The organism is Variovorax sp. Varisp46, assembly GCF_059491885.1.
In genome coordinates this window covers 5,913,661-5,935,295 of sequence record NZ_CP168515.1, presented here as the reverse complement: position 1 = coordinate 5,935,295, position 21,635 = coordinate 5,913,661, and the positions used below count along the sequence as shown (strand labels likewise).

Genomic DNA, 21,635 nt, shown 5'->3' with positions numbered 1-21,635 from the left:
GCCCGGGTTGTCGGCGAAATTCATCTGTCGTCAGAGAGAAAGAAAGTGATGCACCGCGGGCTTGTCCGGCCCGATGTGAAAGCGCACGGCCTCGCTCTGCAAGTCGGCGTCGGCGTGCGAAACGCGGTGGTGCTGGCGCAGGTGCTCGGCCCACGATTCGACGAGGAACCACTCCATCACGCGCTCGGTGTCACCGGTGTGCTCGGTGATGCCCCATGCGTACGCCCCATCGCGGCGGCGCTCCAGCGAGAGGCGCTTCATCGCGTCGAGGAAGGCCGGGCGGTCTTCCTTGCGGATGCGGTACTCGACCTGGATCATCACCGGGCCACGGTCGTGCGCAATGGGCTCGGCCACCAGCGGTTCGGGCCAATGGTTGGAAGCCTGCAGGTCCGACTCGCCCGTGGGCAGCCGCGCACGGTGGAACAGCACGGCCACGATCACCAGGCCGATGGCGCCGGCCACCAGCGTGTAGGGCACGCCAATTTCCTGTGCAACCAGGCCCCAGCCGAGGCTGCCGGCCGCCATGGCGCCGTTGAACACGGTGAGGTACACCGCCAGCCCGCGGCCGCGCACCCAGTTCGGCAGGATGGCCTGCGCCACGCCGTTGAGCGTGGTCAGCGCAATGATCCAGCCCAGGCCCAGCAGCAACAGCAGCACGATGGCCAGCCACTTCGGCGGTGCGAACACGAGCGCGCCCATCACGGCGGCGGTAATCACCGAGGCCAGCAGCACGAGGCCATCGGCATCGAGCCGCTGGCGCAGCCGCGGCATGACCAGCGCACCGGCAATGGCGCCCGCGCCAACGGCGCCCAGCAGCACGCCGTAGAAGCCGGCGGTGCCGCCCAGCATCTGGCGTGCCACCAGCGGCAGCAATGCCCACACCGAACTTGCGAACAGGAAGAACACGGCCGCGCGCAACAGCACGCGGTGCAGTTCCTTGCTGGCGCGCGTGTAGCGCAGGCCGGCACGGAAGGCGCCGAGGAAGTTCTCCGACAGGCCGCTGTCGACCGCGGCCGGGCGCTTCCACCAGATCAGCGCGGCAATGACGAACACGTAGCTCAGCACGTCGGCGCCGTAGGTCAGGGCCGCACCGAAGCTCGCGAGGATCAGGCCGCCCGCCGCAGGGCCGATGGAACGCGCGATGTTGATGCCCAGCGAGTTCAGCGCCACCGCGCCCTTCAGGTCGGATCTGGGCACCAGCTCCGGCACGATCGACTGCCAGGTCGGCCCCATCAGCGCCGCGCCGACGCCGCCGACGAAGGTCAGCGCAATCAGGTACTCGACGGTGAGCGCGCCTGTGTGCGACAGCACCAGCAACGTACTGCTCACGCTGGCCAGCACCAGCTGCACGAAGATCAGGAAGCGCCGGCGATCGAGGATGTCCGACAGCACGCCCGCTGGAATGGCCAGCAGGAAGATCGGCAGCGTGGCCGCGGTCTGGATCAGCGCCACGGCCGTCGGGCTGGCCGACAAGTCGGTCACCAGCCATGAACTCGCCACGTCGCGCATGAAGCTGCCGATGTTGCCGAGCACGGTGGCGGTCCACAGCACGGCGAAGACGGGCTGGCGCAGCGGCGCGAAGCTGCCACCGCCGCCACCGGCTGGCTGCGCGGCTTTGACGGCCTCAGTCATTCTTGCGTCCCTGCAAGTCGTGCCACGCCACCAGCAGGAAGCCGCCAACCAGTCCAAGGTGCTCGAAGAACGAGTTGGCGGCCATGAAGCGTTCCTGGCCCACCGGCATCTGCCAGAAGCGCAGCGCCACGAAGGTGGCGAACAGTGTGAACGCAGCCAGCGCCACGGCACCCAGCCAACGATAGAAGCCCGTGAGGATGAGCGCCGAGGCGCCCAGCTCCAGCACGATGACGGCGGCCGCCATCGGTGCCGCGGGTGACACGCCGAAGTGGTTCATCTCGGCGATGGCCGAGCCGAAGTCCATCGCCTTGTTGAAACCACCCTGCAGGTAGGCCGCGCACAGCAGCAGCAGCGCGATCCAGCGCAGCACGGGTGAAGGTTGCCAGTGCATCGTCTTCATCACACCGCCCAGCAGGCGCAGCCCAGCGCGCCCCAGAAACTCTTCAGATCGGCAATGGGCAGCTTGCTGCTCCAGGCCGTGGCGTGCTGGTGGCCGTGCACGTTGCAGTCGTTGGCGCAGGCGCAATCCGCCGCCATGCGACGGATCGTCTGCTGCAAGGGGCGCCCTTCCTTGTCGCCCCAGCCCGCGTAGCCGCCGAAGGTGCGCGCGGGCGACCAGTCGGGCATGGCCGGCGGCGGCGTGCCTTCGTCCAGCGGTGCGAACGGACCGGCGCCGTAGACCACCTTGCCGCCCACCATGGTGAGCAGCGCGGTGGTGCCGGCGATGTCCGATTCGGCGCAGGCGAAGAAGTCGCGGTCGGGCACCATCAGGTCGGCCAGCTGGCCGGCCTCGATGCGGCCCTTCTTGCCGACCTCGTTGGAGAACCAGGTGACCTTCTCGGTCCACATGCGCAGCGCCGTCTCGCGGTCGATGCAGTTGCGCTGCGGCGTGAGCTGCATGCCGCCCACGGTCTTGCCGGTGACGAGCCACGACAGCGACACCCACGGGTTGTACGACGCGACGCGCGTGGCGTCGGTGCCGGCGGACACGTTCACGCCCTTCTCGAGCATGCGCTTCACGGGCGGCGTGGCCTCGGCCGCGCCGACACCGTAGCGCTCGACGAAGTACTCGCCCTGGTAGGCCATGCGGTGCTGCACGGCAATGCCGCCGCCGAGCGCCGCGATGCGGTCGATCGACTTCTCGGAGATGGTTTCGCAGTGATCGAAGAACCAGTTCAGGCCGGCCAGCGGCGTGTCGCGGTTGACCTTCTCGAACACATCGAGCGCGCGGTCGATGGTTTCGTCGTAAGTGGCGTGCAGGCGCCAGGGCCAGCGGTTCTGCGCGAGCACGCGCACCACTTCTTCCAGCTCGCCTTCCATCTCAGGCGCCATGTCGGGGCGCGGCTGGCGGAAGTCCTCGAAGTCGGCGGCCGAGAACACCAGCATTTCGCCCGCGCCGTTGTGGCGGAAGTAGTCGTCGCCCTGCTTGTATTTGGAGGTGGCGGTCCAGTTCAGGAAGTCCTGCTTCTCCTGCTTGGGCTTCTGCGTGAACAGGTTGTAGGCCAGGCGGATGGTGAGCTGGCCGGCATCGGCCAGCTGCTGGATCACCTGGTAGTCCTCGGGGTAGTTCTGGAAGCCGCCGCCCGCGTCGATGGCGCCGGTCACGCCCAGGCGGTTGAGCTCGCGCATGAAGTGGCGCGTGGAGTTCACCTGGTAGTCGAACGGCAGCTTCGGGCCCTTGGCCAGCGTGGCATACAGGATGGACGCGTTGGGCTTGGCCAGCAGCAGGCCGGTCGGGTTGCCGGCGCTGTCGCGCACGATCTCGCCGCCGGGCGGTGCGGGTGTGTCCTTGGTGTAGCCCACGGCGCGCATGGCGGCGCCGTTGAGCAGCGCGCGGTCGTACAGGTGCAGGATGAACACCGGCGTGTCGGGCGCCACGGCGTTCAGTTCCTCGATGGTCGGCAGGCGCTTCTCGGCGAACTGGTGCTCGGTGAAGCCACCCACCACGCGCACCCATTGGGGCGCCGGCGTGATGGCGACCTGGCGCTTGAGCATGCCCATGGCATCGGCCAGGCTGCGCACGCCGTCCCAGCGCAGTTCGAGGTTGTAGTTGAGCCCGCCGCGAATGATGTGCAGGTGGTTGTCGATCAACCCCGGCAGCACGCGCTTGCCCTGCAGGTCGACCACGCGGGTGCCGGTGCCGGCCAGCGGCAGCACGTCTTCGCTGCGACCGACCCGCAGGAAGCGGCCGTCCTTGATGGCCACGGCGCTGGCCTCGGGGTTGGCGCGGTCCAGCGTGGTGAAGCGGCCGTTATGCAGGATCAGATCGGGGGCGGAGGAACTGGCCATGTCAGACTTCCTTTGGGCATGAGAGGGGGTCATTGCCGAGCCGGCAATGGCGGCACCGAGTGTGCCCAGGCACAGGCGGCGGCGTTGTTCGTCGAACAGATCGCTCATGACTCTTTGTGTGTGGTCGATACGGCGGCGGCTGCGGCAGCGGGCTCGGCCTTCGCGCGCTGCGGCAACTCGCCGAACACATGCGGCGCGACCTGGTGCTGCAGCCACGAGGTGGCCACGGTATCGGGCTTGATCACGCTCTTGATGAGCGGCGGGATCTGCTCGCCGAGCAGGATCCCGAGAAGCCCCACCAGGGCGATGACCGGCGGGGCCGGCGAGCGCACCTGGAACAGTGCGTAGATCACGCCGACCAGCAGGCCGAGCGCAAGCGACAGGACATAGGGCTTCATCTTCGTGCTCACCGCGGGATTCAGCCTTCGTGCGCGCCGAACATGGTCTTGGCGTAGGTCACGCCCAGGCCGTAGGCGCCGCCGAACTTCTTGGCGATGCCGGTGGTCAGCTCGTAGGTGTCGGTGCGAGCCCAGTCGCGTTGCAGCTCGAGCAGGTATTGCAGCGAGGTCATGGGCTGCGCGCCGGCCTGCACCATGCGGTCCATCGCGCGGTTGTGCGCCTCGGCGGACACGTCGCCGCAGGCGTCGGCGATCACGTACACCTCGAAGCCCTGGTCCAGCGCCGACAGCGCCGGGCCGACGATGCACACGCCGGTCCACAGGCCGGACAGCACGATGCGCTTCTTGCCGATCTCGTTGATGCGGTCGATCACGGCGGCATCTTCCCAGGTGTTCATCGAGGTACGGTCGAGCATCTTCTGGCCCGGGAAGGCGTCGGTGATCTCGCTGAACATCGGGCCCGAAAAACTCTTCTCGGCCACCGTCGTGAGGATGGTCGACACACCGAAGCCTGCGGCCGCGTTGGCCACCAGCGCGGCGTTGTTCCGCAAATTGACCGCGTCGATCGAGTGCGTGGCGAAGGCCATCTGCGACTGGAAGTCGATCATGACGAGCGTGTGGTCCTTGGGGGTGAGCAGCTTGGCGCCGGCGGTGGGGGTGGCTTTGATGGACATGAAATAACTCCGTGAATGGGATGGGATGAGAGATCGGCGAGAGAAAAAACTGGGGTTAACCCGTGAAGCAATCCTCGTTGGGAGCGAGGGTGCGTGTCTTGTCGATTAATGAGGCGGTTTGGACATTTGCCGTCGCGTGGCTCAGAACGCAGGCAGCTCGTTGGGGCGAAGGTCGAACACCAGCACTTCGGCGCCCTCACCCTGGGCCAAGTCGAGCTGGCGCACGTCGCGCAGCCGCACACCGTCGCCCTCGTTCAGGCGCTGGCCGTTGAGCGCCACGCTGCCGCGAGCCACATGGACATAGGCGTAACGGTCGGCATCGAGCGTGAGCGAGGCCTGCTCGGCGCCGTCGAACAGCCCTGCGTAGACGCGGGCGTCCTGGTGCACCGCGAGCGAGCCGTCGGTGCCTTCGGGCGAAATGATCAGGCGCAGGCCGCCGCGCTTTTCTTCCGGTGCGAAGTGCACCTGCTGGTAGCGCGGCGGCACGCCCTTCTTGGCCGGCACGATCCAGATCTGCAGGAAATGCAGCGCCTCGGTGGACGAAGAATTGAACTCGCTGTGGCGCACGCCGGTGCCGGCGCTCATCATCTGCACGTCACCGGGGCGGATGACCGAGCCGGTGCCCATCGAGTCCTTGTGCTCGAGCGCGCCGTCGAGCACGTACGAGAAGATCTCCATGTCGCGGTGCGGATGGGTGCCGAAGCCGCGGCCGGGGGTCACGCGGTCGTCGTTGATCACTAGCAGGTCGGAGAAGCCTTCCTGCTTCGGGTCGTGGTAATGGCCGAACGAGAAGGTGTGGCGGGACTTCAGCCATCCGAAGTCTGCGATTCCGCGGTCGGCGGCACTGCGAATTTCCAACATGGTTCATTCCTTTGCGGTTCTTGAATTCGATTGAATTCATAATTGGCATCGGAGGAGTTTCCGAGGCATGGGATGAATCATCGACCTTCAAGAAGGTCTTGTTGACGAACGTTTTTGCCATCTATCATCGAATTTTTCGATCATTGATCCGGGCGCCATTTTTTTGAAGGAAACGCCGCATGCTCAAGCTCAGCCTGGAAGCCATCGAGGTGGTCGATGCGATCGACCGCCACGGCTCCTTCGCCGCCGCCGCCACGCGCCTGAACAAGGTGCCTTCCACCATCTCGTACGCCGTGGGCAAGCTGGAGGAGCAACTGGGCATGCAGCTGTTCGAGCGCAACGGGCCGCGCATCGCGCTCACGGACGCGGGCCGCGAGATGCTCAAGGAGGGGCGCTGGCTGCTCGGCGCGGCGAGCGACCTCGAATCGCGCATGCGCCAGATCGCCACCGGCTTCGAGTCAGAGCTGCGGCTCGTGCACGACTCGCTCATTCCCACGCAGTCGCTCATCGACGACGTCCGCGCCTTCGAAGAGCTGCGCTGCGGCACGCGGCTGCGCATCGGCTGCGAGGCGCTCACCGGCAGTTGGGAGGCGCTGCGCGAGGGCCGCGCCGACGTGGTCATTGCCGCGGGCGAAGGTCCGGCGGGCGGTGGCTACCAGGCCGTGATGGTGGGCAGTCTCGATTTCGCTTTCTGCGTCGCCCCTACGCATGCGCTGGCGCGTGTGATGCGCCCGGTGCGGCGAGGCGACCTGCTGGAGCACAACGCCATCGTGGTGAGCGACAGCGCGCGTACCTTGTCGGACCGCACCGTGGGCCTGCTGGCGGGCCAGCCGCGCATCGCGGTGCCGTCGATGACCGCGAAGGTCGCGTGCCAGGTGGCCGGGCTCGGCCACGGCTTCCTGCCGCGCGCCTGCGTCGAGGGCGAGCTGGCGCGCGGCACGCTGATTGAATTGCAGACCGAGGAGCCGCGCGCGCCGGAGGCGTTCTGGCTGGGGTGGAAGACGGGTGCCACGGGGCAGGCGCTGCAGTGGTGGGTGAAGCAGCTGAATCGGCCGTTGGTGCCGGCCTTGTTGCCACGCTCGGCGTGATGCCCTGAGCCGCAGCCGGAAGCGGCGCGCGGATCAGCCGGCGTTCAGGCGACGCCAGCGCGCCGGCGGAGTCCCGATGTGCGCGGAGAACACACGCGTCAGATGGCTCTGATCGGCAAAGCCGCAGGTCGCGGCGATCTCCGCGATTGGAAGATCGGGCTGGCGCAGCAGGCGGCGCGCGGCATCGACGCGCTGCGCCACCAGCCACGCGTGCGGGGCCTGGCCGAAAGTCTGCTTGAAGGCCTTGCTGAAATGGCTGCGCGACAGCCCGCACTCGCGCGCAACCTCGGCGAGTGACACATCACTGGCCAGGTGCGCCATCAGGAAGGCCTTGGCACGGCGCTCCTGCCAGGGCGCCAGGCCTCGTGAGTCTGCATTGGCCACGCCCGCCGCGCCACCGTAGGCATGCAGCACATGGGCCTTCAATGCCAGCGCGAGGTGATCGACGAACAAGGTGCTCGCCTCTCCGGGCTGCATCAATGCCGGCAGCATCGCGCGGCCGAGGCTCGCCACCACGGTGTCGACCGTGCCCGCGTCGCAACGCAGTGCACGCACGCGGGGTACGTCCATTTCCTCGGCAAAGGAGTCGATGGTTTCGCGCGGCACGTGGAACAGCATCGAATGAAACGGGCTGCACACATAGGCAGAGTTGCATTCCGACAGGTCGGTGATGTGAAAAGCGCCTTCTCGCTGCGGGCCGAGCCGCAGCACGGTGCCGCCGCTGCGAATCCGCCGGGAGCCGCCCGACGAGATTTCCACGCTGAGCACGAAAGCGTCTTCGGCCGGCAAGGGCGGCAGGACGAAAAGATGCGGGAGATCGTAGTGAAGGCGCGCAATGCCGAGCTCCGACCCCCAGCGCGACGTAGCGACGAGCGACGGGACGACATCGACGCCGTACTGCTTCGCCAGGTGTTGGCCGAATCGGTTGTTGGGGCAGTGTGCGGTCGGCATGTAAGCGAAGTGCTGTGGCGCTGTCCGGGCACATCTTAGTTCGGCAGGCACACCCCGCTCCGGGTCACCGACGATCCGTTGTTCGACCGACTGCAGTGAGTTGGTTTGTCCCGGATTCACCTGGACAACAAAAAAGCCCTGACGTGTTGTCACGTGAGGGCTTTTGGGCATTCCCCGGACTTCCGAGGATGAAAAGATGGTGGCCTGGGGCTCTACCGCAAGATGCCTTGAAAGCCGCGCCAGCTCTAGAATTTGGTTCGGGTGTGAACCTGAGTTCCTGCATCAGTTACTGCACCCCAAAATCAACATGCCACGCAATCTAATCGGTTCCGACACCGCCCTCCGCTCCATCAAACCCGGCGATCCGCGCCGGCGCATTTCCGACGGTGACGGCCTCTACATCCTGCTCTTCGTGAACGGCGGCGCCCACGGCTGGCGCTTTGACTACAGCTTCGCCGGCAAGCGCAAAACGCTCTCGCTCGGCACCTACCCCACCATCGGCATCGCCCTGGCCCGCGAGCGCGCCGAGGACGCCCGCAGGAAGGTGGCCCAGGGCATCGACCCCAGCGAGGCCAGGAAGGCCGTCCGTGCGGCGCATGTCCAGGCCCGTGAAGCGTCGGCGCGCGCCGACGCCGGCCTGCCTGTCCTCGACAGCTTTGAGCACGTCGCACGCGAGTGGTACGACGTGCGCCGCGCCGACTGGGCCGAGAGCTACGGCGTCAAGATCATCGGCCGGCTGGAGAACGATGTGTTCCCCTACATCGGCACGCGCCCCATCGCGCAGATCGACCCGCCCGAGCTGCTGACGGTCATCCGCCGCATCGAGTCGCGCGGCGTGGTCGAGACCGCCCACCGCGCGCTGGAGAACTGCGGCCAGGTCTTCCGCTTTGCCGTCGCCACCGGCCGCGCGACGAGCAATCCGGCCCGCGACCTGAAGGACGCCTTGCGCAAACCGCTCGTGCAGCACTTCCCGGCCATCACCGACCCCAAGCGCCTGGGCGAGCTGCTGCGCGCCTGCGACGGCTACAAGGGCACACACGTGGTCCGCACCGCGCTGAAGCTGGCCCCCATGGTCCTGCTGCGTCCGGGCGAGCTGCGGCATGCGAAGTGGGAAGAGATCGACCTTGATGCTGCGTTGTGGACCGTGCCCGCTGCACGCATGAAGCGCAAGAAGGTTGGCAAGCTGCACGGCGCACCGCACCTGGTGCCCCTGGCGAGGCAGGCGGTCGAAGCCTTGCGCGACCTGCACCCGCTCACGGGGCGAAGCGCTTATGTCTTCACCGGCGAGCGCAGCCACGAACGCCCCATGAGCGATGCCGCCATCAACGCCGCGCTGCGCGCGATGGGCTTCGGCAAAGACGAAGTGACCGCCCATGGCTTCCGAGCGACCGCGCGCACCATCCTCGCGGAGCGCCTGGGCGTCGACGAGTCGGTGATCGAGGCGCAGCTCGCACATGCCGTCAAAGACAGCCTCGGCCGCGCCTACAACCGCACGGAGTTTCGCGTGGAACGTTTCTCGATGATGCAAAAGTGGGCCGACTACCTTGACGAATTGCGCCATGGCGCCGACGTGGTGAAGCTGCGCGCAGCTTGACGAGGGCGGCGGACACCGCTTACAGTTATGTCGCCTCGCGATGAGCGAGGTCGGGATTGGTCTCCCGAAGAAGTCCTGCGACGAAAGCCGCAGTTACCGCCTTGGTCTGCGGCTTTGTCGTTCGTGCCCCTTTTTTGGCGGCTCGATGGGCGGGCGCAAGCCCGGCCGGTTTCCGCAAGGACTTCCCGGTAGACCAACCCGTCGAGCTGCCGCCTTTGATTGGTCTCAGGGACGGCGGTTTTTGCAAACCGAAGTCCTTGGAGGCCCATGGCCGATTCTTCTGACGCTGGCGCCGACGCCGGCAGCTCCTTCGCGAGCTATCGCCCCACCGCTCAATTCAAGCCCTTCGAATGGGTTCGAGGGGAAGGGTTGAGCCCTCCGCAGCAGCGGCTCGCCGAATTCCTGAACGACGCGCGCGACGTGGTGCAAGGCACGCACATGCTCGCCCAATTGCTTTCCTGGGACGAAGACCGGCGCGAGGCGGCTTGCTCCGACGCAAGCCCTGCGCCCTTCTTCAACGCATGCCACCGCGGCGCGCTGGAACGGCTCATGTCGGTGTCGCTGGGACTGCTCAGCGCCCAGATCGAGCGCCAATGCGATGCGCTGGACGGGGCCCGCCGCCAGGGATGCCCGAGACCCGAAGAACAGGGAGCCTAGCCACCATGGCCGACATGCATTGGTTCCGATGGCACCACGGAACGGTCACTGATCCGAAGCTGGGTTTGATTGCAAAGAAGGCGGGCACCTCGATGGCCGAGGTCATCGCGGTATGGGCCTGCCTGCTCGAAGCGGCCAGCGCTTCCGAGGATCGCGGCCATCCGGGGGCGCTTGACTTCGAGGCCCTCGACTTCGCCCTCGGGGTTGATGAGGGCACCACCGCGCGGGTTTACGGGCTCATGCAGGACCGGGCCCTGATCGACAGCGACACCGGACGCCTTGCCGCATGGGAGAAGCGGCAGCCCAGACGTGAACGCGACGACGAGACCAGCGCGGACAGAAAGCGCCGCCAGCGGGAACGCGAAGCGGCAGGCGTGACGGCGGCTGTCCCGCCAGGTCACACCGAATCCATCAGTGTCACGCCATGTCACGCCATGTCCCGCCAAGTCACACCCAGAGGAGAGGAGAGGAGAAGAGATAAGAGAACACCCCCCTACCCCCCGCAAGCGGGGGAAGTGGGGGGCGACGAATCTCAAACCTCCACGAAAGCGGGAACCGTCTGCAAGGCGATCAGGGCCAAGGGGGTGACCGATGTGAGCCCGTCGCATCCGAAGCTGCGCGCGTTGATCGACAAAGGCATCGGCGTGGAGACCTTCGAGCAGGCCGCCGAGATCTGCACCAGAGCGCACCCCGCCAAGGGCATGGGATACCTGCTTGGCATTGTGGAGCGCCAGTTGCGGGAGGCGGTGGACATCGGCGAGCGACCGGGGATGCCGCAGGCTGCATGGGACGAAAGCCGGGCCAGCATCGAGGCGAAAGCCGAGGAGCTTGGCATCGGGCGATGGCGGGAGTTCGACCTCGGCGCCGATCGCGAGCACTGGCCGGCGTACTTCCGTCGCGTCAAGGAGGCGGTCGAACGCGAAGCGAGGGGGCACGAAAACCACCGCGCAGCCGATCTGGAAATGGTTTCCACGTGACATCGCGTGCCTTACGGATGTCAGCTTTGTCGCGCGATCCTCGCTCCATGTTCAATTCCGAATCTGTCCGTATGGAAGCCCCACCCGTCCTCAAAGCAGCGCCAGGAGATCGCTTCCTCCGCATCCAGGAGGTCGAGCGCCGCGTGTGTCTGAAGAAGAGCGCGATCTATGCGCGCATGTCCGCTGGGGCCTTTCCCCGCAGCATCTCCCTGGGCCGGCGCTGCACCGTCTGGCTGAAGTCGTCCATCGATGCCTGGATCGTCGAGCAGGTCGACTCGGCGAACGGCGCGAATGTGCGGTCCCCCAGGCTCCGCGAGACGCAAGCATCGGAGGTCTGACGCGTCATGGCGGATATGCATTGGTTCAGATGGCATCACGGAACCGTGACCGATCCGAAGCTCGGGTTGATCGCCAAGAAGGCCGGCGTGTCCATGGCGGAGGTGATCGCCATCTGGGCCCATCTGCTGGAGGCGGCGAGCGAGTCCGAGGACCGGGGCAATCCCGGGGTACCGGATTTTGAATCGATGGACTTTGCCCTTGGGGTGGAGGAAGGCATCACGCAGCGGGTCTACGGACTGATGCGGGACAAGGCGCTGATCGCCAAAGACACCGGCCGTCTGGTGGCCTGGGAGCGGCGCCAGCCCAAGAGGGAGCGTGAGGACGATGGGGGCGCCGAAAGAAAGCGTCGGCAGCGGGAGCGCGAGACGGGGAATGCGGCAGCTGGTGGCGCTGTCTCTTCCCATCTTCGGGATCTGCATATCGCTGCACCTTCAGCAGACGGTGAAAACGGAGCGGAGAAGATGACGCCGGACGCTCGGCAATCGGCAGATAGCTCGGCTGACGAAGCTCGGATCTCAACGAAAGCAGCCGCGATTTGCAAGGCCATCCATGCCATCGGTGTGACTGACGTGAACCCCTCGCACCCGACGCTACGCGCCCTCGTCGAAAAAGGTGTCGACGTGGAGGTCTTCAAGCGGGCTGCGGAGGTGTGCGTCAAGGCGAACCCGTCGAAGGGGATGGCATACCTGCTCAGCATCGTGAAGCGCCAGGTGCAGGAGGCGGAAGAGATCGGCGAGAGTCCGGATCTGCCTGCTGTCGCATGGGACCAGACGCGCAGCGGGATCGATGCGAAGGCGAGCGCCCTCGGCCTCGATGCATGGGACGAAGCGGCGTTCTCGGTGGGGCAAGGCGAGAACTATGTCGCGTTCACCGCACGGGTCAAGCGTGCCGCGGAGAAATCAGGGGCGGACGTGTGCGCTTGAGCATCGCCCCATCGGATTTCACGTCCAAGTGGCCATTTGTCCCTCAACTGCGCGCGCTCCAGCACGAGGACGCAACCTCTGAATGGTTGCAGCCGTGCCAGAACGCACGAGTTCCGGCAGAGCCGGTCGATACACGCTGGACCATCCTGGAGGGGATGGGGATGCGAACCCGGTGCGGATTGCCGAGTCGGTCCACAATCGTGCCGGGTTCATAGGACATGAAGTCGCTGGAATACTAGATGGGGCTATCGAACGATTCCAACCACCAGCGGACGCTACGCGTCAGGCTGTCGCATCCCGACGTGGGAGACATTGGCGAGGGCTCAATCACCTTCGGATACAGCTGCTTAGCGCGGTTCGTCCTCGACGGTCTGGGCCGCGAAATTTCGTTGAGCGATGCCCAGTTGGCCGAGGGGCTGCTGGCGCATGCGGACGACGGTACGCGATTGAGCCTGTTCAATTGCGAGTGCAGAGATCGCACGCTCTTTCCAGAATTCGTCATCGGCGGCGAGGTCAAGGCTTCGCAGTTCCTAAGCTTCGAAGTCCGGTATTCGAACGTATCGGAATGGTTCTTCCAGCAGATGTCCATCGACGGCGATCCCGGCGAAAGGCTTGAATGGGGCGGTGCGCCTGTGCCACTCGTTGCGGAAGTCTCCCTGCCAGGCCACCACTTCAAATCGTCGAGCTTCTACGTCGGCTCCCTCGAGCGTCAAGGAGAGGATCGAAACCTCCACCAGCATTTCGAGTTCTGCTTTACGGCTACCCAAGACCGCTTCTCACTCGCCGAGGTCAAGCAACGCGCGCAACGGTTCTCGAATCTCTTTTCCCTCCTGTTGGGGCATCCGTGCTCGATCGTCTCTGTCGACGTGTCCGCGGATGGCAAGCACGGCTGGCGGTTGTTCTATGGACTCTTCAAGTCACCGCCGAAGCGGGAACCGCTCCAGAACGACCAAGACCGAGTCTCGTGGCGAACATTCCTCACAGCGAAGAGTGATGTCGACGCCTACTGGGATGACATCGTCAACAGATTCTTCCGCTCGAACTATCGGGAGGTCATTTGGAGCCGTGTTGCGGGGATGCAGAGCTATGAGGGCTTCTGGGAGCATCGCGTCCTTGGCTACGTGACCCTCCTGGACAGTTATGTCTCACAAATCCCAAAGAAGGGACCTTCCGCGCCGCCGACGAAGAAGCTCCTGCGCTTGCAAGCGGCCCTCGGTGCCATCAAGCCGCCACTCGACCAAGCACAGCAGGGCGATGTGATGAAAGCTGCAACGCAAATCTTCTCAGCGAACGACACCTTCGCGAGCAAGTTCCAGCAGTTACTGAACACCCTCGACGCGGACGTCCTCAAGGTTATCAACCTGTCACATGCCGACTTCGAGACTATCAAGGATCTGCGGGACGAGGTTGCGCATGGCCAGCAGCCCTCGTTCGCCGGGCCAGACATAACGCCCATCTTCGTGATAACGAACCGGATCATCCTGCTACTGACGCACCTTTTCTTCATTGACGTCGGCTTGGGGCGCGACGTGTTCCTTCAGTGCCTCGCGAGGCCGCTCAACAGATTGCGCATGGACTCCGACGTGGACCAAGTGCATCTTGATCGAACGCTCAAGCCAACGTCGTTCTTCCGAGTATCTCCGCAGGCGCTGCAAGTGATTCAACAGCGTTCGCGGAGGCTGCTCTGCAACTGCTTTGTTCGAGACCGGAGTGGCGTCATTTCATACTCGGCGAGCCATTCGGAGGAGATTGAAAACGCACTGAGTGCGCGCCTTGGAGTGCGTCACCACGAACTCCTTCGCCTGCCCGAGGAGGCAGTGACTTACATTGGTGACGCATACTTCGAGGACGGCAAGCAGATAGAGGCTCTTCATTCCACGGTGCTCATCGACCTTTCTCGCCTTCCGGATTAAGCTGGATGCAAATACTAAGATGGACTTGGCCGCGCCAGATAGTTCTGGCAAATTGACATGATCTGAACTGCGTGCGGAAAACAGGGAGACGTCATTGCATTTCAAAGAAATTCTCGCAAGTGTGACTGGCGTCAGCATCCCAATTTTTGGCATCCAATGGAAGCCAGTGATGGCAGAGGTAACCGTTGCTCGCAGTGTTCTCAGAACGTTGGAGGACAAGCGTGTGCTCTACCGGCCTCAAGAAATGGAGGGCGCTGAATACTGCCTTCGCTCCGTTGAAGATATGCGTCACGCCCTCACGGGCGCTCTTCAGCAAGTCAATCCTAAAAATCCTCTTGGAAAACAGTTCGCGAAGATTCGTAGAGCCTGCCGCGAATTCTGCGACATAGTCGGTTCGCCTGCATTTATTCAGTCCGTGCTTCCTATCCAAAGGTCGCTGCTTTCTCGCGAACTTGTCAAGCTTCGGAAGACTGTTGGAGGTGCTGTGGCGGCTATCGCTATAGCGTACGGCCTCGATGTTGAAGACGACCTCGCATCCATCATGCCCTTCAACAACTTGCCCCAGACAGGCTGATTCGGCGGATCGCTTTCAGCGTTCGCTGGCTTATTTTGTTAAGACCATTCATCAACACCATGATTCCCAGCGTTTTTTTAAGCCATAACCATGCTGACAAGCCCTTTGTCCGACGCCTCGCCACTGACTTGGACAATCAAGGAATTCCTTACTGGCTCGACGAAGCTGAAATCAAAGTCGGTGAGTCGCTGATCGAAAAGATTCGTGCCGGGATCGACAAAGTTCACTTTGTCGCTGTCGTGCTTTCGCCCAACTCTGTGGCGTCTCCTTGGGTTCAACGAGAAGTCGACGTCGCCATGAATCAGGAAATCATGGGGCGTCAGGTAAAGGTCCTGCCATTGATGTACCGAGAGTGCGATCTGCCAGGATTCTTACTGGGTAAGCGCTACGCAGACTTCACCGGGGAAGATCGCTATCCAGTTGCCTTCGAGGACCTTGTTCGGAGCCTTGGTGTAGTTTTCAATAGAAACGCATTTACTCCGTCGACCGGTGTCACAACTCTTGGTCAAGCACTAGACAAGGCGTGGAGTACGGCGCTGCCGATGCTCTCACGGCCTTTTCATCGCCCGTTCCAGTACATGGGCATGACTATTCAAGATGCAGCGCATGCCACAGGTGGCACTCCAAACGATGTAGGGAACATCATCATTGATACAGATGAATGTCATATGTGCCTTGAAGCCGAAGGAAACTTCATCAGCTACGTTGACGTAGAACTCAAGAGAACCGCACCCCATCGGCAAGATCAGGAGTTCGATTCCGAGAGGGTTCTGGGAGCCTTGAGCATCAATCCTTCAGAGCTGGAATTGGTTCGCAAGAAGACTCACTTCCATACTTACTACGATCATAAGAAGCGATTGAAGGTCAGCGTCTCGTGCCTTTATGACGGGGCGCCGCTTTCGGTCAGCTTCAGCAGCAAGTACTACGGAATGTAGGCCAATGCACGCTCGCCCCGCCAGGCGCGTGGGCTAGCCCTCCTAGCACCGGGCAGCTTGTGGCATTCGCCAAATTCAGTTGTCGAACGCTAGGTCTTGAAAGTGAGTTGTAGCCGCTCCTGTCAGGACCTCAAACTCTGAGGGGCCGCCAGCGACAGCCCGCAATTTCTACGGAGTAGACGGCCTCCCCTTCGGGCACTGCGCGCGTGAGGTCAGGGGTCCTTCCGCAGAGGATTGCACTACGGGTAATTCGAACCGCGACCTCAGACTGTTCACTGGTCCTCCTAAGGGGGTTAAGTGAAGGTCGGCATCCAAAGTGTGAATGAGCACTACGTGACGATGGGTAACCTTGATGAAGGTACGTGTTGGAGGACACCACGTCCTTCGTCACATGACTGACACGCTCGCGCTTCTGAAGAGATCCGGCCAAATGGCTGCTTCAGAGTTCGGTGAGCGTCGCCTTAGGACTTCATTGCTTCTTCTGGGGCATTTAGAAAGCACGGCGGCTTTGCAGCGACTACGGTCGTTGGCCGCCGATTTTTGAATGACTGCTTCGCGACTCATCGCAGTCGTCGGACGTGCCGTGATGCGATGAGCTATTCGAAGATCTCAAGCACAAGCACAAGCACAAGCACAAGCGCGAGCGAGCGTCACCCCTGCTTGATGAGGTTCTGCAGAACCAGCGCGCCGCCCTTGTCCAGCAAGGTACCGGACTCCGCGAGTGTCCCGAGGACGATCGGTGCAAAGCCCAGGTCGCCGACCAGCTTCGAGATGACGGCGGTGGCCTGCGTCTCATCACCGGCCACGAACATTACCCGCCGTCCTCCTTGCTCGACCGGATTCATCGCAAGCAGCCTGGCCGGAAGTTGATTGAACGTCTTGACCACGCGTGCACCAGGAAAGGCAGAAGCCACCACGACCGTGGACGGCTGACCTTTCAGCGCTTCCGGCGGAACGCCGTAGGTGTTCATGGCGTCGACCACGATCTTGTCGGTCCACTGCCCTCCAGCGCGGGCGACATCGACGTGTGCGCTGAACGGCACCGCGAGAATGACCACGTCTGCCTTGACCGCGTCCTGCAATGTCAATGCAGTGACGTAGCCAGAGAGTTCCTTCTCGAGGGTTTCGATGGAGTCGGGGCCGCGGGTGTTGGCGACGCCGACAGCGATGCCGCTGCGTGCGAACTGTCGGGCAAGCGCCGAGCCGACGTTGCCTGAGCCGATGATGGCGTAAGTCATGAGAATTCCTTGAATGATTGAACGTTGAGGCCTTAGGCCGAGATGGCTGCGATGTCGGCAAGCGCCTCTGCGACGGCAGCCTTTTTGGCCTCGGGGCCCATGGCGATGCCTTCAGCTCGCACAACGGTCACGTCGGTGATTCCCAGGAACGCAAGCAAGCCGATGAGGTAGCTCTCCTGGTGTTCTAGACCCGCCGCCGGGCTTCCAGCCGAATACACACCCCCTCGCGCCGAGGCGATGAATGCCTTCTTGCCCTTCAGCAGGCCCTCGGGGCCGGTGGCGGTATAGCGGAAGGTCTTGCCTGCGACTGCGATACGGTCGATCCAAGCCTTGAGTGGCGTCGGAATCGACAAGTTGTACATGGGCGCGCCGATGACGAGGATGTCCGACGCGAAGAGTTCGTCCATGTACGCGTTGCCCTTGACCAGATCCGCCGTGATGGTCGCGTCTTCGGTGGCTGCACCGTTGAAGGCGGCCATGTGGGCGCCGGAGAGGTGCAGCGCCGGGTCGGCCGCCAGGTCGCGGGACACGACCTGGATGCCGGGGTGCAGGGCGCGGTGGCGCGCGACGAGTTCGGCGGAAAGTTGCCTGCTGACGGACGCGCCGCCGAGCACACTGGAGTCGAGATGAAGGAGTTGCATGAGAGCCTCGAAAGATTGATGAAGAAGTCCGACCTGCCCGCTTCGGCGTACAGGGCCTCGGGAAGTCTTTTCCCGTGGCTTGAATGGTGGAGACACAGCATCATTCTGAGAAGCCGGTATATTGAGATTTAATCCATCTGCCCTGGAGATGGAAGGAGTTCAAATGCTCGATGGCGTGTCCCTGGACCAGCTGCGAACCTTCATCGCGGCCGTGGATGAAGGCAGCTTCTCGGCGGCGGCCCGGCGGCTCAATCGCGTCCAGTCCGCGGTGAGCGGGTGGGTCAGCAGCCTGGAGGGCCAAATCGGAGTCGTGCTGTTCGACAGGTCAGGCCGGTACCCCAAGCTGACACCTGAGGGCGTTCTCTTGCTCGCGGACGCACGCAACATCGTGTCCGGCGTCGACACGATGAAGGCCCGCGCAAGGTTGATGTCTGCCGGGTTGGAAGCGGAACTCTCTGTCGTGGTGGACGTCTTTTTTCCGACGGCGCTCGTCAGTGCGGCTGCGAAGGCGTTTGTGAGCCGATTTCCGCTCACGCCGTTGAGGTTGTTCGTGGAAGGTCTGGGTGCGGGATACGAGCCGGTGCTGGACGGACGCTGCAGCCTGGGAATACTGGCGCCGCTGGCGGTCGAGTTTCCGTCGCTGAGCAGCGAGAGCATTGGCCAGGTGACTTTGGTCACCGTGGCCGCACCTGACCACCCGCTGGCGAGCTTCAAGCGAAGAATTCCAAAGGCTGCATTGTCCAAGCACGTCCAACTCGTTCTCACTGACCGGTCGGAGTTGAGCGCGGGCCGGGACTTCGGCGTCAAGTCGGCTTCAACCTGGAGATTGGCAGACCTTTCCACAAAGCACGCATTTCTCAGGGACGGCGTGGGCTGGGGCAACATGCCGATGCACATGGTGCAGGGCGACCTTGCGAGCGGCGCGCTTGTTTCACTCGATGTCGAGGACATGCTGCCTGCCGGCTTTTCACTGACGATGGCGGCGTTCCGTCGCGCCTCGGAGCCGCCCGGACCCGCGGCCAGGTGGTTCGTCGACGACCTGAAGGCGCGCTTTGCGCACGACGCAATGGAGTTAAAGACTTAGCCTGTTGAAACGCTCACGCCGTGACTCGGTGGTGGCCCAGACTTGCGTCTGATCTCTCTGTAGAACGGTCACGACGCAGACTGAGGCCAGAGACCGCTTCATGCCCTTCACCGTCATTGATCGTCCGGCGCCAAACGACCGCTCCCAGTCTGAAGCGGCCGTTTAGCGCGCGACATTCCGTAAGTCGGCTTGGGGAGCAATTCCCTGCCCTAGCGAAACGCTTCGGATACAAGCCGCTTTAGCGCCAACGATGAGGCGGACCGCCCAACCGTCGATAACCACGGGCACGTAAACACCCAATTACCGTTGGTTGGTTAAAAACCGTTGGCCCTGGCGCGTGAGCCGCCCAATGGGGAACACCGCCCGCCGCGCAGGCGGCAACACGCACTCTTGTCATAAAGACCCAGCGATGATTTCATCAATCGTGTCCTAGCCAACAGCATACGATGACCAGAGAACTCAACCTGTAATCGCGAACTCCCTATCCTGGTCTTCCGACGGATCCGGCCACGACCATCGGCTTGAGCGTCTCGGTACCGGGATACCTCGAAGAGCGAGTAGATCTCGCATTCGTGCAACGCGATGCCGGCGCAGCCTGCAGTGGCGCGAAGCAGGCTCGCCAGACGCAAGTCCCGGCTCGGCGCTCGAGCTTCGAGATGCCAAAGGCGCCCACATTTTGCGAAATCCTGCTTCTCTTGAGGCGGTCGCCGCGCGTTCTGCGAATGCTTATGCACCTACGGAGGGCACCCTACGAAGTCAAGACCAGCGCACCGAGATCGAAAGCCTGCCGCATAGCCATTAGCACTGTTCCGCCGGCTGAACGGTGAATTCGGCTTCAACTGGTTTATCCATTTAACCGTCTCTGTAAAATTTTTTGCATGCGATGCGAAGTCAGTCAATCTGCTAAATGTCCATTGGCAGGTATTTAAAAGTTTCGAATTGAGGAGATCTCAATTTCAGCCCTGCTGCGCTCGTGATTGGCCGATCCGGCAGTGCCGACAACGCAACTCGAGAGTGACTGCGACCCTTCTGAGTAACGCAACGATCAAGGTATGCAAAGTCACTAGATGCTCACCCATTGAATTCTCCGCCTCGGATCGCCTAGTTCCGAATTCCTGTCTCACACGGAGCAACCGATGACCGATTCCAAAGTTCAAAATCAACCTGCCGACTATGTTCCAGCCAAAGTCTGGAGCCCAAAGAACAACTATGGCGGTACGTTCGGTAGCATCAACCGCCCGGTTTCCGGCGCCAGGTTCGAGAAGGAGTTGCCAGTCGGCAAGCATCCTCTGCAGCTGTACTCGCAGGGCACCCCGAACGGACAGAAGATCACAATCATGCTGGAGGAGCTTCTGGCGGCCGGGCATCCGGGCGCCGAATACGACGCGTGGCTGATCGATATCTTCAAAGGCGCTCAATTCGGAAGCGGCTTCGTGGGCATCAATCCCAATGGCAAGATACCGGCGCTCGTTGATCACTCCACGGATCCAGTCACGCGCGTCTTCGAGAGCGGCTCCATCCTCGTTCATCTTGCAGAACGATTTGGCGCATTCCTACCGACCGAAGGTCGGGCGCGGACGGAGACGTTCAACTGGTTGATGTGGCAGATGGGCTCGGCTCCCTTCGTCGGCGGAGGACTGGGCCACTTCTACGCCTATGCACCGCTAAAGATCGAGTATGCAATCGACCGATACGCGATGGAGACCAAACGGCAGCTGCATGTGCTGGACACGCATCTGGCCACGCACGAGTTCCTCGCTGGGGATCAGTACACGATCGCGGACATGGCGGTCTGGCCGTGGTATCCGGGCAGCCTCTATGGCGTCTACAACACGCACGAGTTCCTGGCCGTCGAGGAATACACGCATCTGCTGCGCTGGTACAGGGCGATAGCAACTCGCCCCGCAGTTGCGCGCGGCAGGGTCGTCAACCGCGTAGCCGGAGAGCCGGGCACCTTCCTTCGCGAACGCCACGACGCCAAGGACTTCGAGTCAATACAGCAAGGCGAATAGTCAGCGCTCCCAGCCCCAGGCTGCACGACCACGCCACCCGCACGCGTCGCGCGCCCTGGTCCGGGCTCTCAAAGATTCAACCGTGTCTCCCAGGGCGATGCCTTCGCCCTTGGAGCTGCCGCATGGACATCCCCGCGGCGCCCCCAAGCATCTAGGCAATTTTCCAGTCCAGCAGACCGCCATACCCAGCGGCGCTTTCCAACCATCAAGGCTTTTTTTATGAAACTGTATTACTCCCCTGGCTCTTGCGGGCTTGCTTCGCAAATCGCACTGCGAGAGGCCGGACAGGCGTACGACCTGATCAAGGTCGACTTCAAAACCAAGACGACGGTCGAAGGCGACTACCTGAAGGTATCGCCCAAGGGCTTCATCCCTGTGCTGAAGATGGACGACGGCGACCTGCTCACCGAGGGGGCGGTCATTCTGCAGTGGATCGCAGACAAGAACCCGGCCGCCAAACTCCTGCCACCCTTCGGAACCCGCGAGCGCTACACGGCGCTGGAGTGGCTCAATTTCGTGGCAAGCGATCTGCACAAGGGCATGGCCGTGATGTTTTCGCCATTCCTCGATGAAGTAACGAAGAAAAGATTTTCGGATGGCAACCTGACCAGCAAGTTCGAATACATCGACGAACACCTGTCCCGGAACGACTACGTCCTGGGCGCGCAATTCTCGGTCGCCGATGCGTATCTCTACAACGTCCTGTCATGGCCGTCGCGGGTAAGGATCGACATCACCGGCTACGCCTCCATCCAGAAGTTCATGGCACGCATGGAGCAACGGGCCAGTGTGCGCGCGGCTTTGCAAGCTGAAGGCCTTCTGGCGAACGACTGAAATCCAAGCCCTCCCGAGGAA

General features: G+C 63.0%; 21 protein-coding genes. 12 read left to right on the top strand and 9 right to left on the bottom strand.

Features of this window, described 5'->3' with window-relative positions:
• Positions 1-30 precede the first annotated feature (30 nt).
• From ACEN9N_RS27960 to ACEN9N_RS27935, 6 genes are all read right to left on the bottom strand, one after another.
• Positions 31-1,632, bottom strand: coding sequence for an MFS transporter (locus tag ACEN9N_RS27960; RefSeq protein ID WP_413313606.1), 1,602 nt, complete (start codon positions 1,630-1,632; stop codon positions 31-33).
• A complete protein-coding gene (locus ACEN9N_RS27955; protein WP_200955479.1) occupies positions 1,625-2,032 on the bottom strand; it encodes a DoxX family protein in 408 nt (135 codons plus the stop codon). Before ACEN9N_RS27955 ends, ACEN9N_RS27960 begins: the two co-directional genes overlap by 8 nt.
• A complete protein-coding gene (locus ACEN9N_RS27950; protein WP_495655015.1) occupies positions 2,032-3,921 on the bottom strand; it encodes an amidohydrolase in 1,890 nt (629 codons plus the stop codon). Before ACEN9N_RS27950 ends, ACEN9N_RS27955 begins: the two co-directional genes overlap by 1 nt.
• A 104-nt stretch (positions 3,922-4,025) precedes the next feature.
• Positions 4,026-4,319, bottom strand: coding sequence for a DUF1427 family protein (locus ACEN9N_RS27945; protein ID WP_413313613.1), 294 nt, complete (start codon positions 4,317-4,319; stop codon positions 4,026-4,028).
• 20 nt (positions 4,320-4,339) lie between these two features.
• A complete protein-coding gene (locus tag ACEN9N_RS27940; RefSeq protein WP_007831100.1) occupies positions 4,340-4,993 on the bottom strand; it encodes a hydrolase in 654 nt (217 codons plus the stop codon).
• 141 nt (positions 4,994-5,134) lie between these two features.
• Positions 5,135-5,854 (bottom strand): pirin family protein, encoded by a 720-nt coding sequence (locus ACEN9N_RS27935; protein ID WP_495655014.1) that lies wholly within the window; start codon positions 5,852-5,854, stop codon positions 5,135-5,137.
• A gap of 179 nt (positions 5,855-6,033) precedes the next feature.
• Here ACEN9N_RS27935 and ACEN9N_RS27930 point away from each other — a divergent pair, with 179 nt between their 5' ends.
• On the top strand, positions 6,034-6,942 hold the full coding sequence (locus tag ACEN9N_RS27930; RefSeq protein WP_007831090.1) for a LysR family transcriptional regulator: 909 nt from the start codon (positions 6,034-6,036) through the stop codon (positions 6,940-6,942).
• A 33-nt stretch (positions 6,943-6,975) separates the two neighbouring features.
• On the opposite strand, the gene ACEN9N_RS27925 is transcribed toward ACEN9N_RS27930, so the two are convergent.
• Positions 6,976-8,046, bottom strand: coding sequence for an AraC family transcriptional regulator (locus ACEN9N_RS27925; RefSeq protein WP_413332732.1), 1,071 nt, complete (start codon positions 8,044-8,046; stop codon positions 6,976-6,978).
• Positions 8,047-8,200: 154 nt separating this feature from the next.
• On the opposite strand from ACEN9N_RS27925, the gene ACEN9N_RS27920 reads away from it, so the two are divergent.
• The 8 genes from ACEN9N_RS27920 (at position 8,201) to ACEN9N_RS27885 (ending at position 15,805) form a co-directional block, all read left to right on the top strand.
• Positions 8,201-9,487, top strand: a complete 1,287-nt coding sequence (locus ACEN9N_RS27920) for a tyrosine-type recombinase/integrase (protein ID WP_028253974.1) — start codon at positions 8,201-8,203, stop codon at positions 9,485-9,487.
• A gap of 267 nt (positions 9,488-9,754) precedes the next feature.
• On the top strand, positions 9,755-10,144 hold the full coding sequence (locus tag ACEN9N_RS27915; protein WP_028253975.1) for a hypothetical protein: 390 nt from the start codon (positions 9,755-9,757) through the stop codon (positions 10,142-10,144).
• Between the two features lie 5 nt (positions 10,145-10,149).
• Positions 10,150-11,121 carry a hypothetical protein gene (locus ACEN9N_RS27910; protein ID WP_028253976.1) on the top strand — a complete coding sequence of 324 codons (972 nt, stop codon included), beginning with the start codon at positions 10,150-10,152 and terminating at the stop codon, positions 11,119-11,121.
• Between the two features lie 47 nt (positions 11,122-11,168).
• Positions 11,169-11,459 (top strand): helix-turn-helix transcriptional regulator, encoded by a 291-nt coding sequence (locus ACEN9N_RS27905; protein WP_028253977.1) that lies wholly within the window; start codon positions 11,169-11,171, stop codon positions 11,457-11,459.
• A gap of 45 nt (positions 11,460-11,504) precedes the next feature.
• A complete protein-coding gene (locus ACEN9N_RS27900) occupies positions 11,505-12,383 on the top strand; it encodes a hypothetical protein (RefSeq protein WP_413747849.1) in 879 nt (292 codons plus the stop codon).
• Between the two features lie 239 nt (positions 12,384-12,622).
• The gene (locus ACEN9N_RS27895; protein ID WP_028253979.1) at positions 12,623-14,296 is read left to right on the top strand and encodes an ApeA N-terminal domain 1-containing protein; all 1,674 of its coding nucleotides are present in this window, start codon (positions 12,623-12,625) and stop codon (positions 14,294-14,296) included.
• A gap of 94 nt (positions 14,297-14,390) precedes the next feature.
• Positions 14,391-14,870: a DUF6650 family protein gene (locus tag ACEN9N_RS27890; protein ID WP_413747850.1), complete on the top strand. Its 480-nt coding sequence runs from the start codon at positions 14,391-14,393 to the stop codon at positions 14,868-14,870.
• A 59-nt stretch (positions 14,871-14,929) separates the two neighbouring features.
• Positions 14,930-15,805 carry a toll/interleukin-1 receptor domain-containing protein gene (locus ACEN9N_RS27885; RefSeq protein WP_028253980.1) on the top strand — a complete coding sequence of 292 codons (876 nt, stop codon included), beginning with the start codon at positions 14,930-14,932 and terminating at the stop codon, positions 15,803-15,805.
• A gap of 650 nt (positions 15,806-16,455) precedes the next feature.
• Here the strand turns inward: ACEN9N_RS27885 and ACEN9N_RS27880 are convergent.
• Both ACEN9N_RS27880 and ACEN9N_RS27875 read right to left on the bottom strand, forming a co-directional pair.
• Entirely contained in the window at positions 16,456-17,043 is a 588-nt protein-coding gene (locus tag ACEN9N_RS27880; RefSeq protein WP_028253981.1) for an NADPH-dependent F420 reductase, read from the bottom strand.
• Between the two features lie 32 nt (positions 17,044-17,075).
• Positions 17,076-17,684, bottom strand: coding sequence for an FMN-dependent NADH-azoreductase (locus tag ACEN9N_RS27875; RefSeq protein ID WP_028253982.1), 609 nt, complete (start codon positions 17,682-17,684; stop codon positions 17,076-17,078).
• A gap of 163 nt (positions 17,685-17,847) precedes the next feature.
• On the opposite strand from ACEN9N_RS27875, the gene ACEN9N_RS27870 reads away from it, so the two are divergent.
• From ACEN9N_RS27870 to gstA, 3 genes are all read left to right on the top strand, one after another.
• Positions 17,848-18,768 (top strand): LysR family transcriptional regulator, encoded by a 921-nt coding sequence (locus ACEN9N_RS27870; RefSeq protein WP_028253983.1) that lies wholly within the window; start codon positions 17,848-17,850, stop codon positions 18,766-18,768.
• A 1,136-nt stretch (positions 18,769-19,904) separates the two neighbouring features.
• Positions 19,905-20,780, top strand: coding sequence for a glutathione-dependent disulfide-bond oxidoreductase (gene yghU / locus ACEN9N_RS27865; RefSeq protein ID WP_018907561.1), 876 nt, complete (start codon positions 19,905-19,907; stop codon positions 20,778-20,780).
• Positions 20,781-20,999: 219 nt separating this feature from the next.
• Positions 21,000-21,614, top strand: coding sequence for a glutathione transferase GstA (gene gstA / locus ACEN9N_RS27860; RefSeq protein ID WP_028253984.1), 615 nt, complete (start codon positions 21,000-21,002; stop codon positions 21,612-21,614).
• Positions 21,615-21,635: the final 21 nt, after the last annotated feature.

Bases quoted from the DNA above. Each gene is read 5' to 3' on its own strand.
- ACEN9N_RS27960 (WP_413313606.1), bottom strand. From the start codon at position 1,632: ATGACTGAGGCCGTCAAAGCCGCGCAGCCAGCCGGTGGCGGCGGTGGC.
- ACEN9N_RS27955 (WP_200955479.1), bottom strand. From the start codon at position 2,032: ATGAAGACGATGCACTGGCAACCTTCACCCGTGCTGCGCTGGATCGCG.
- ACEN9N_RS27950 (WP_495655015.1), bottom strand. From the start codon at position 3,921: ATGGCCAGTTCCTCCGCCCCCGATCTGATCCTGCATAACGGCCGCTTC.
- ACEN9N_RS27945 (WP_413313613.1), bottom strand. From the start codon at position 4,319: ATGAAGCCCTATGTCCTGTCGCTTGCGCTCGGCCTGCTGGTCGGCGTG.
- ACEN9N_RS27940 (WP_007831100.1), bottom strand. From the start codon at position 4,993: ATGTCCATCAAAGCCACCCCCACCGCCGGCGCCAAGCTGCTCACCCCC.
- ACEN9N_RS27935 (WP_495655014.1), bottom strand. From the start codon at position 5,854: ATGTTGGAAATTCGCAGTGCCGCCGACCGCGGAATCGCAGACTTCGGA.
- ACEN9N_RS27930 (WP_007831090.1), top strand. From the start codon at position 6,034: ATGCTCAAGCTCAGCCTGGAAGCCATCGAGGTGGTCGATGCGATCGAC.
- ACEN9N_RS27920 (WP_028253974.1), top strand. From the start codon at position 8,201: ATGCCACGCAATCTAATCGGTTCCGACACCGCCCTCCGCTCCATCAAA.
- ACEN9N_RS27915 (WP_028253975.1), top strand. From the start codon at position 9,755: ATGGCCGATTCTTCTGACGCTGGCGCCGACGCCGGCAGCTCCTTCGCG.
- ACEN9N_RS27910 (WP_028253976.1), top strand. From the start codon at position 10,150: ATGGCCGACATGCATTGGTTCCGATGGCACCACGGAACGGTCACTGAT.
- ACEN9N_RS27905 (WP_028253977.1), top strand. From the start codon at position 11,169: ATGTTCAATTCCGAATCTGTCCGTATGGAAGCCCCACCCGTCCTCAAA.
- ACEN9N_RS27895 (WP_028253979.1), top strand. From the start codon at position 12,623: ATGGGGCTATCGAACGATTCCAACCACCAGCGGACGCTACGCGTCAGG.
- ACEN9N_RS27885 (WP_028253980.1), top strand. From the start codon at position 14,930: ATGATTCCCAGCGTTTTTTTAAGCCATAACCATGCTGACAAGCCCTTT.
- ACEN9N_RS27880 (WP_028253981.1), bottom strand. From the start codon at position 17,043: ATGACTTACGCCATCATCGGCTCAGGCAACGTCGGCTCGGCGCTTGCC.
- ACEN9N_RS27875 (WP_028253982.1), bottom strand. From the start codon at position 17,684: ATGCAACTCCTTCATCTCGACTCCAGTGTGCTCGGCGGCGCGTCCGTC.
- ACEN9N_RS27870 (WP_028253983.1), top strand. From the start codon at position 17,848: ATGCTCGATGGCGTGTCCCTGGACCAGCTGCGAACCTTCATCGCGGCC.
- yghU (WP_018907561.1), top strand. From the start codon at position 19,905: ATGACCGATTCCAAAGTTCAAAATCAACCTGCCGACTATGTTCCAGCC.
- gstA (WP_028253984.1), top strand. From the start codon at position 21,000: ATGAAACTGTATTACTCCCCTGGCTCTTGCGGGCTTGCTTCGCAAATC.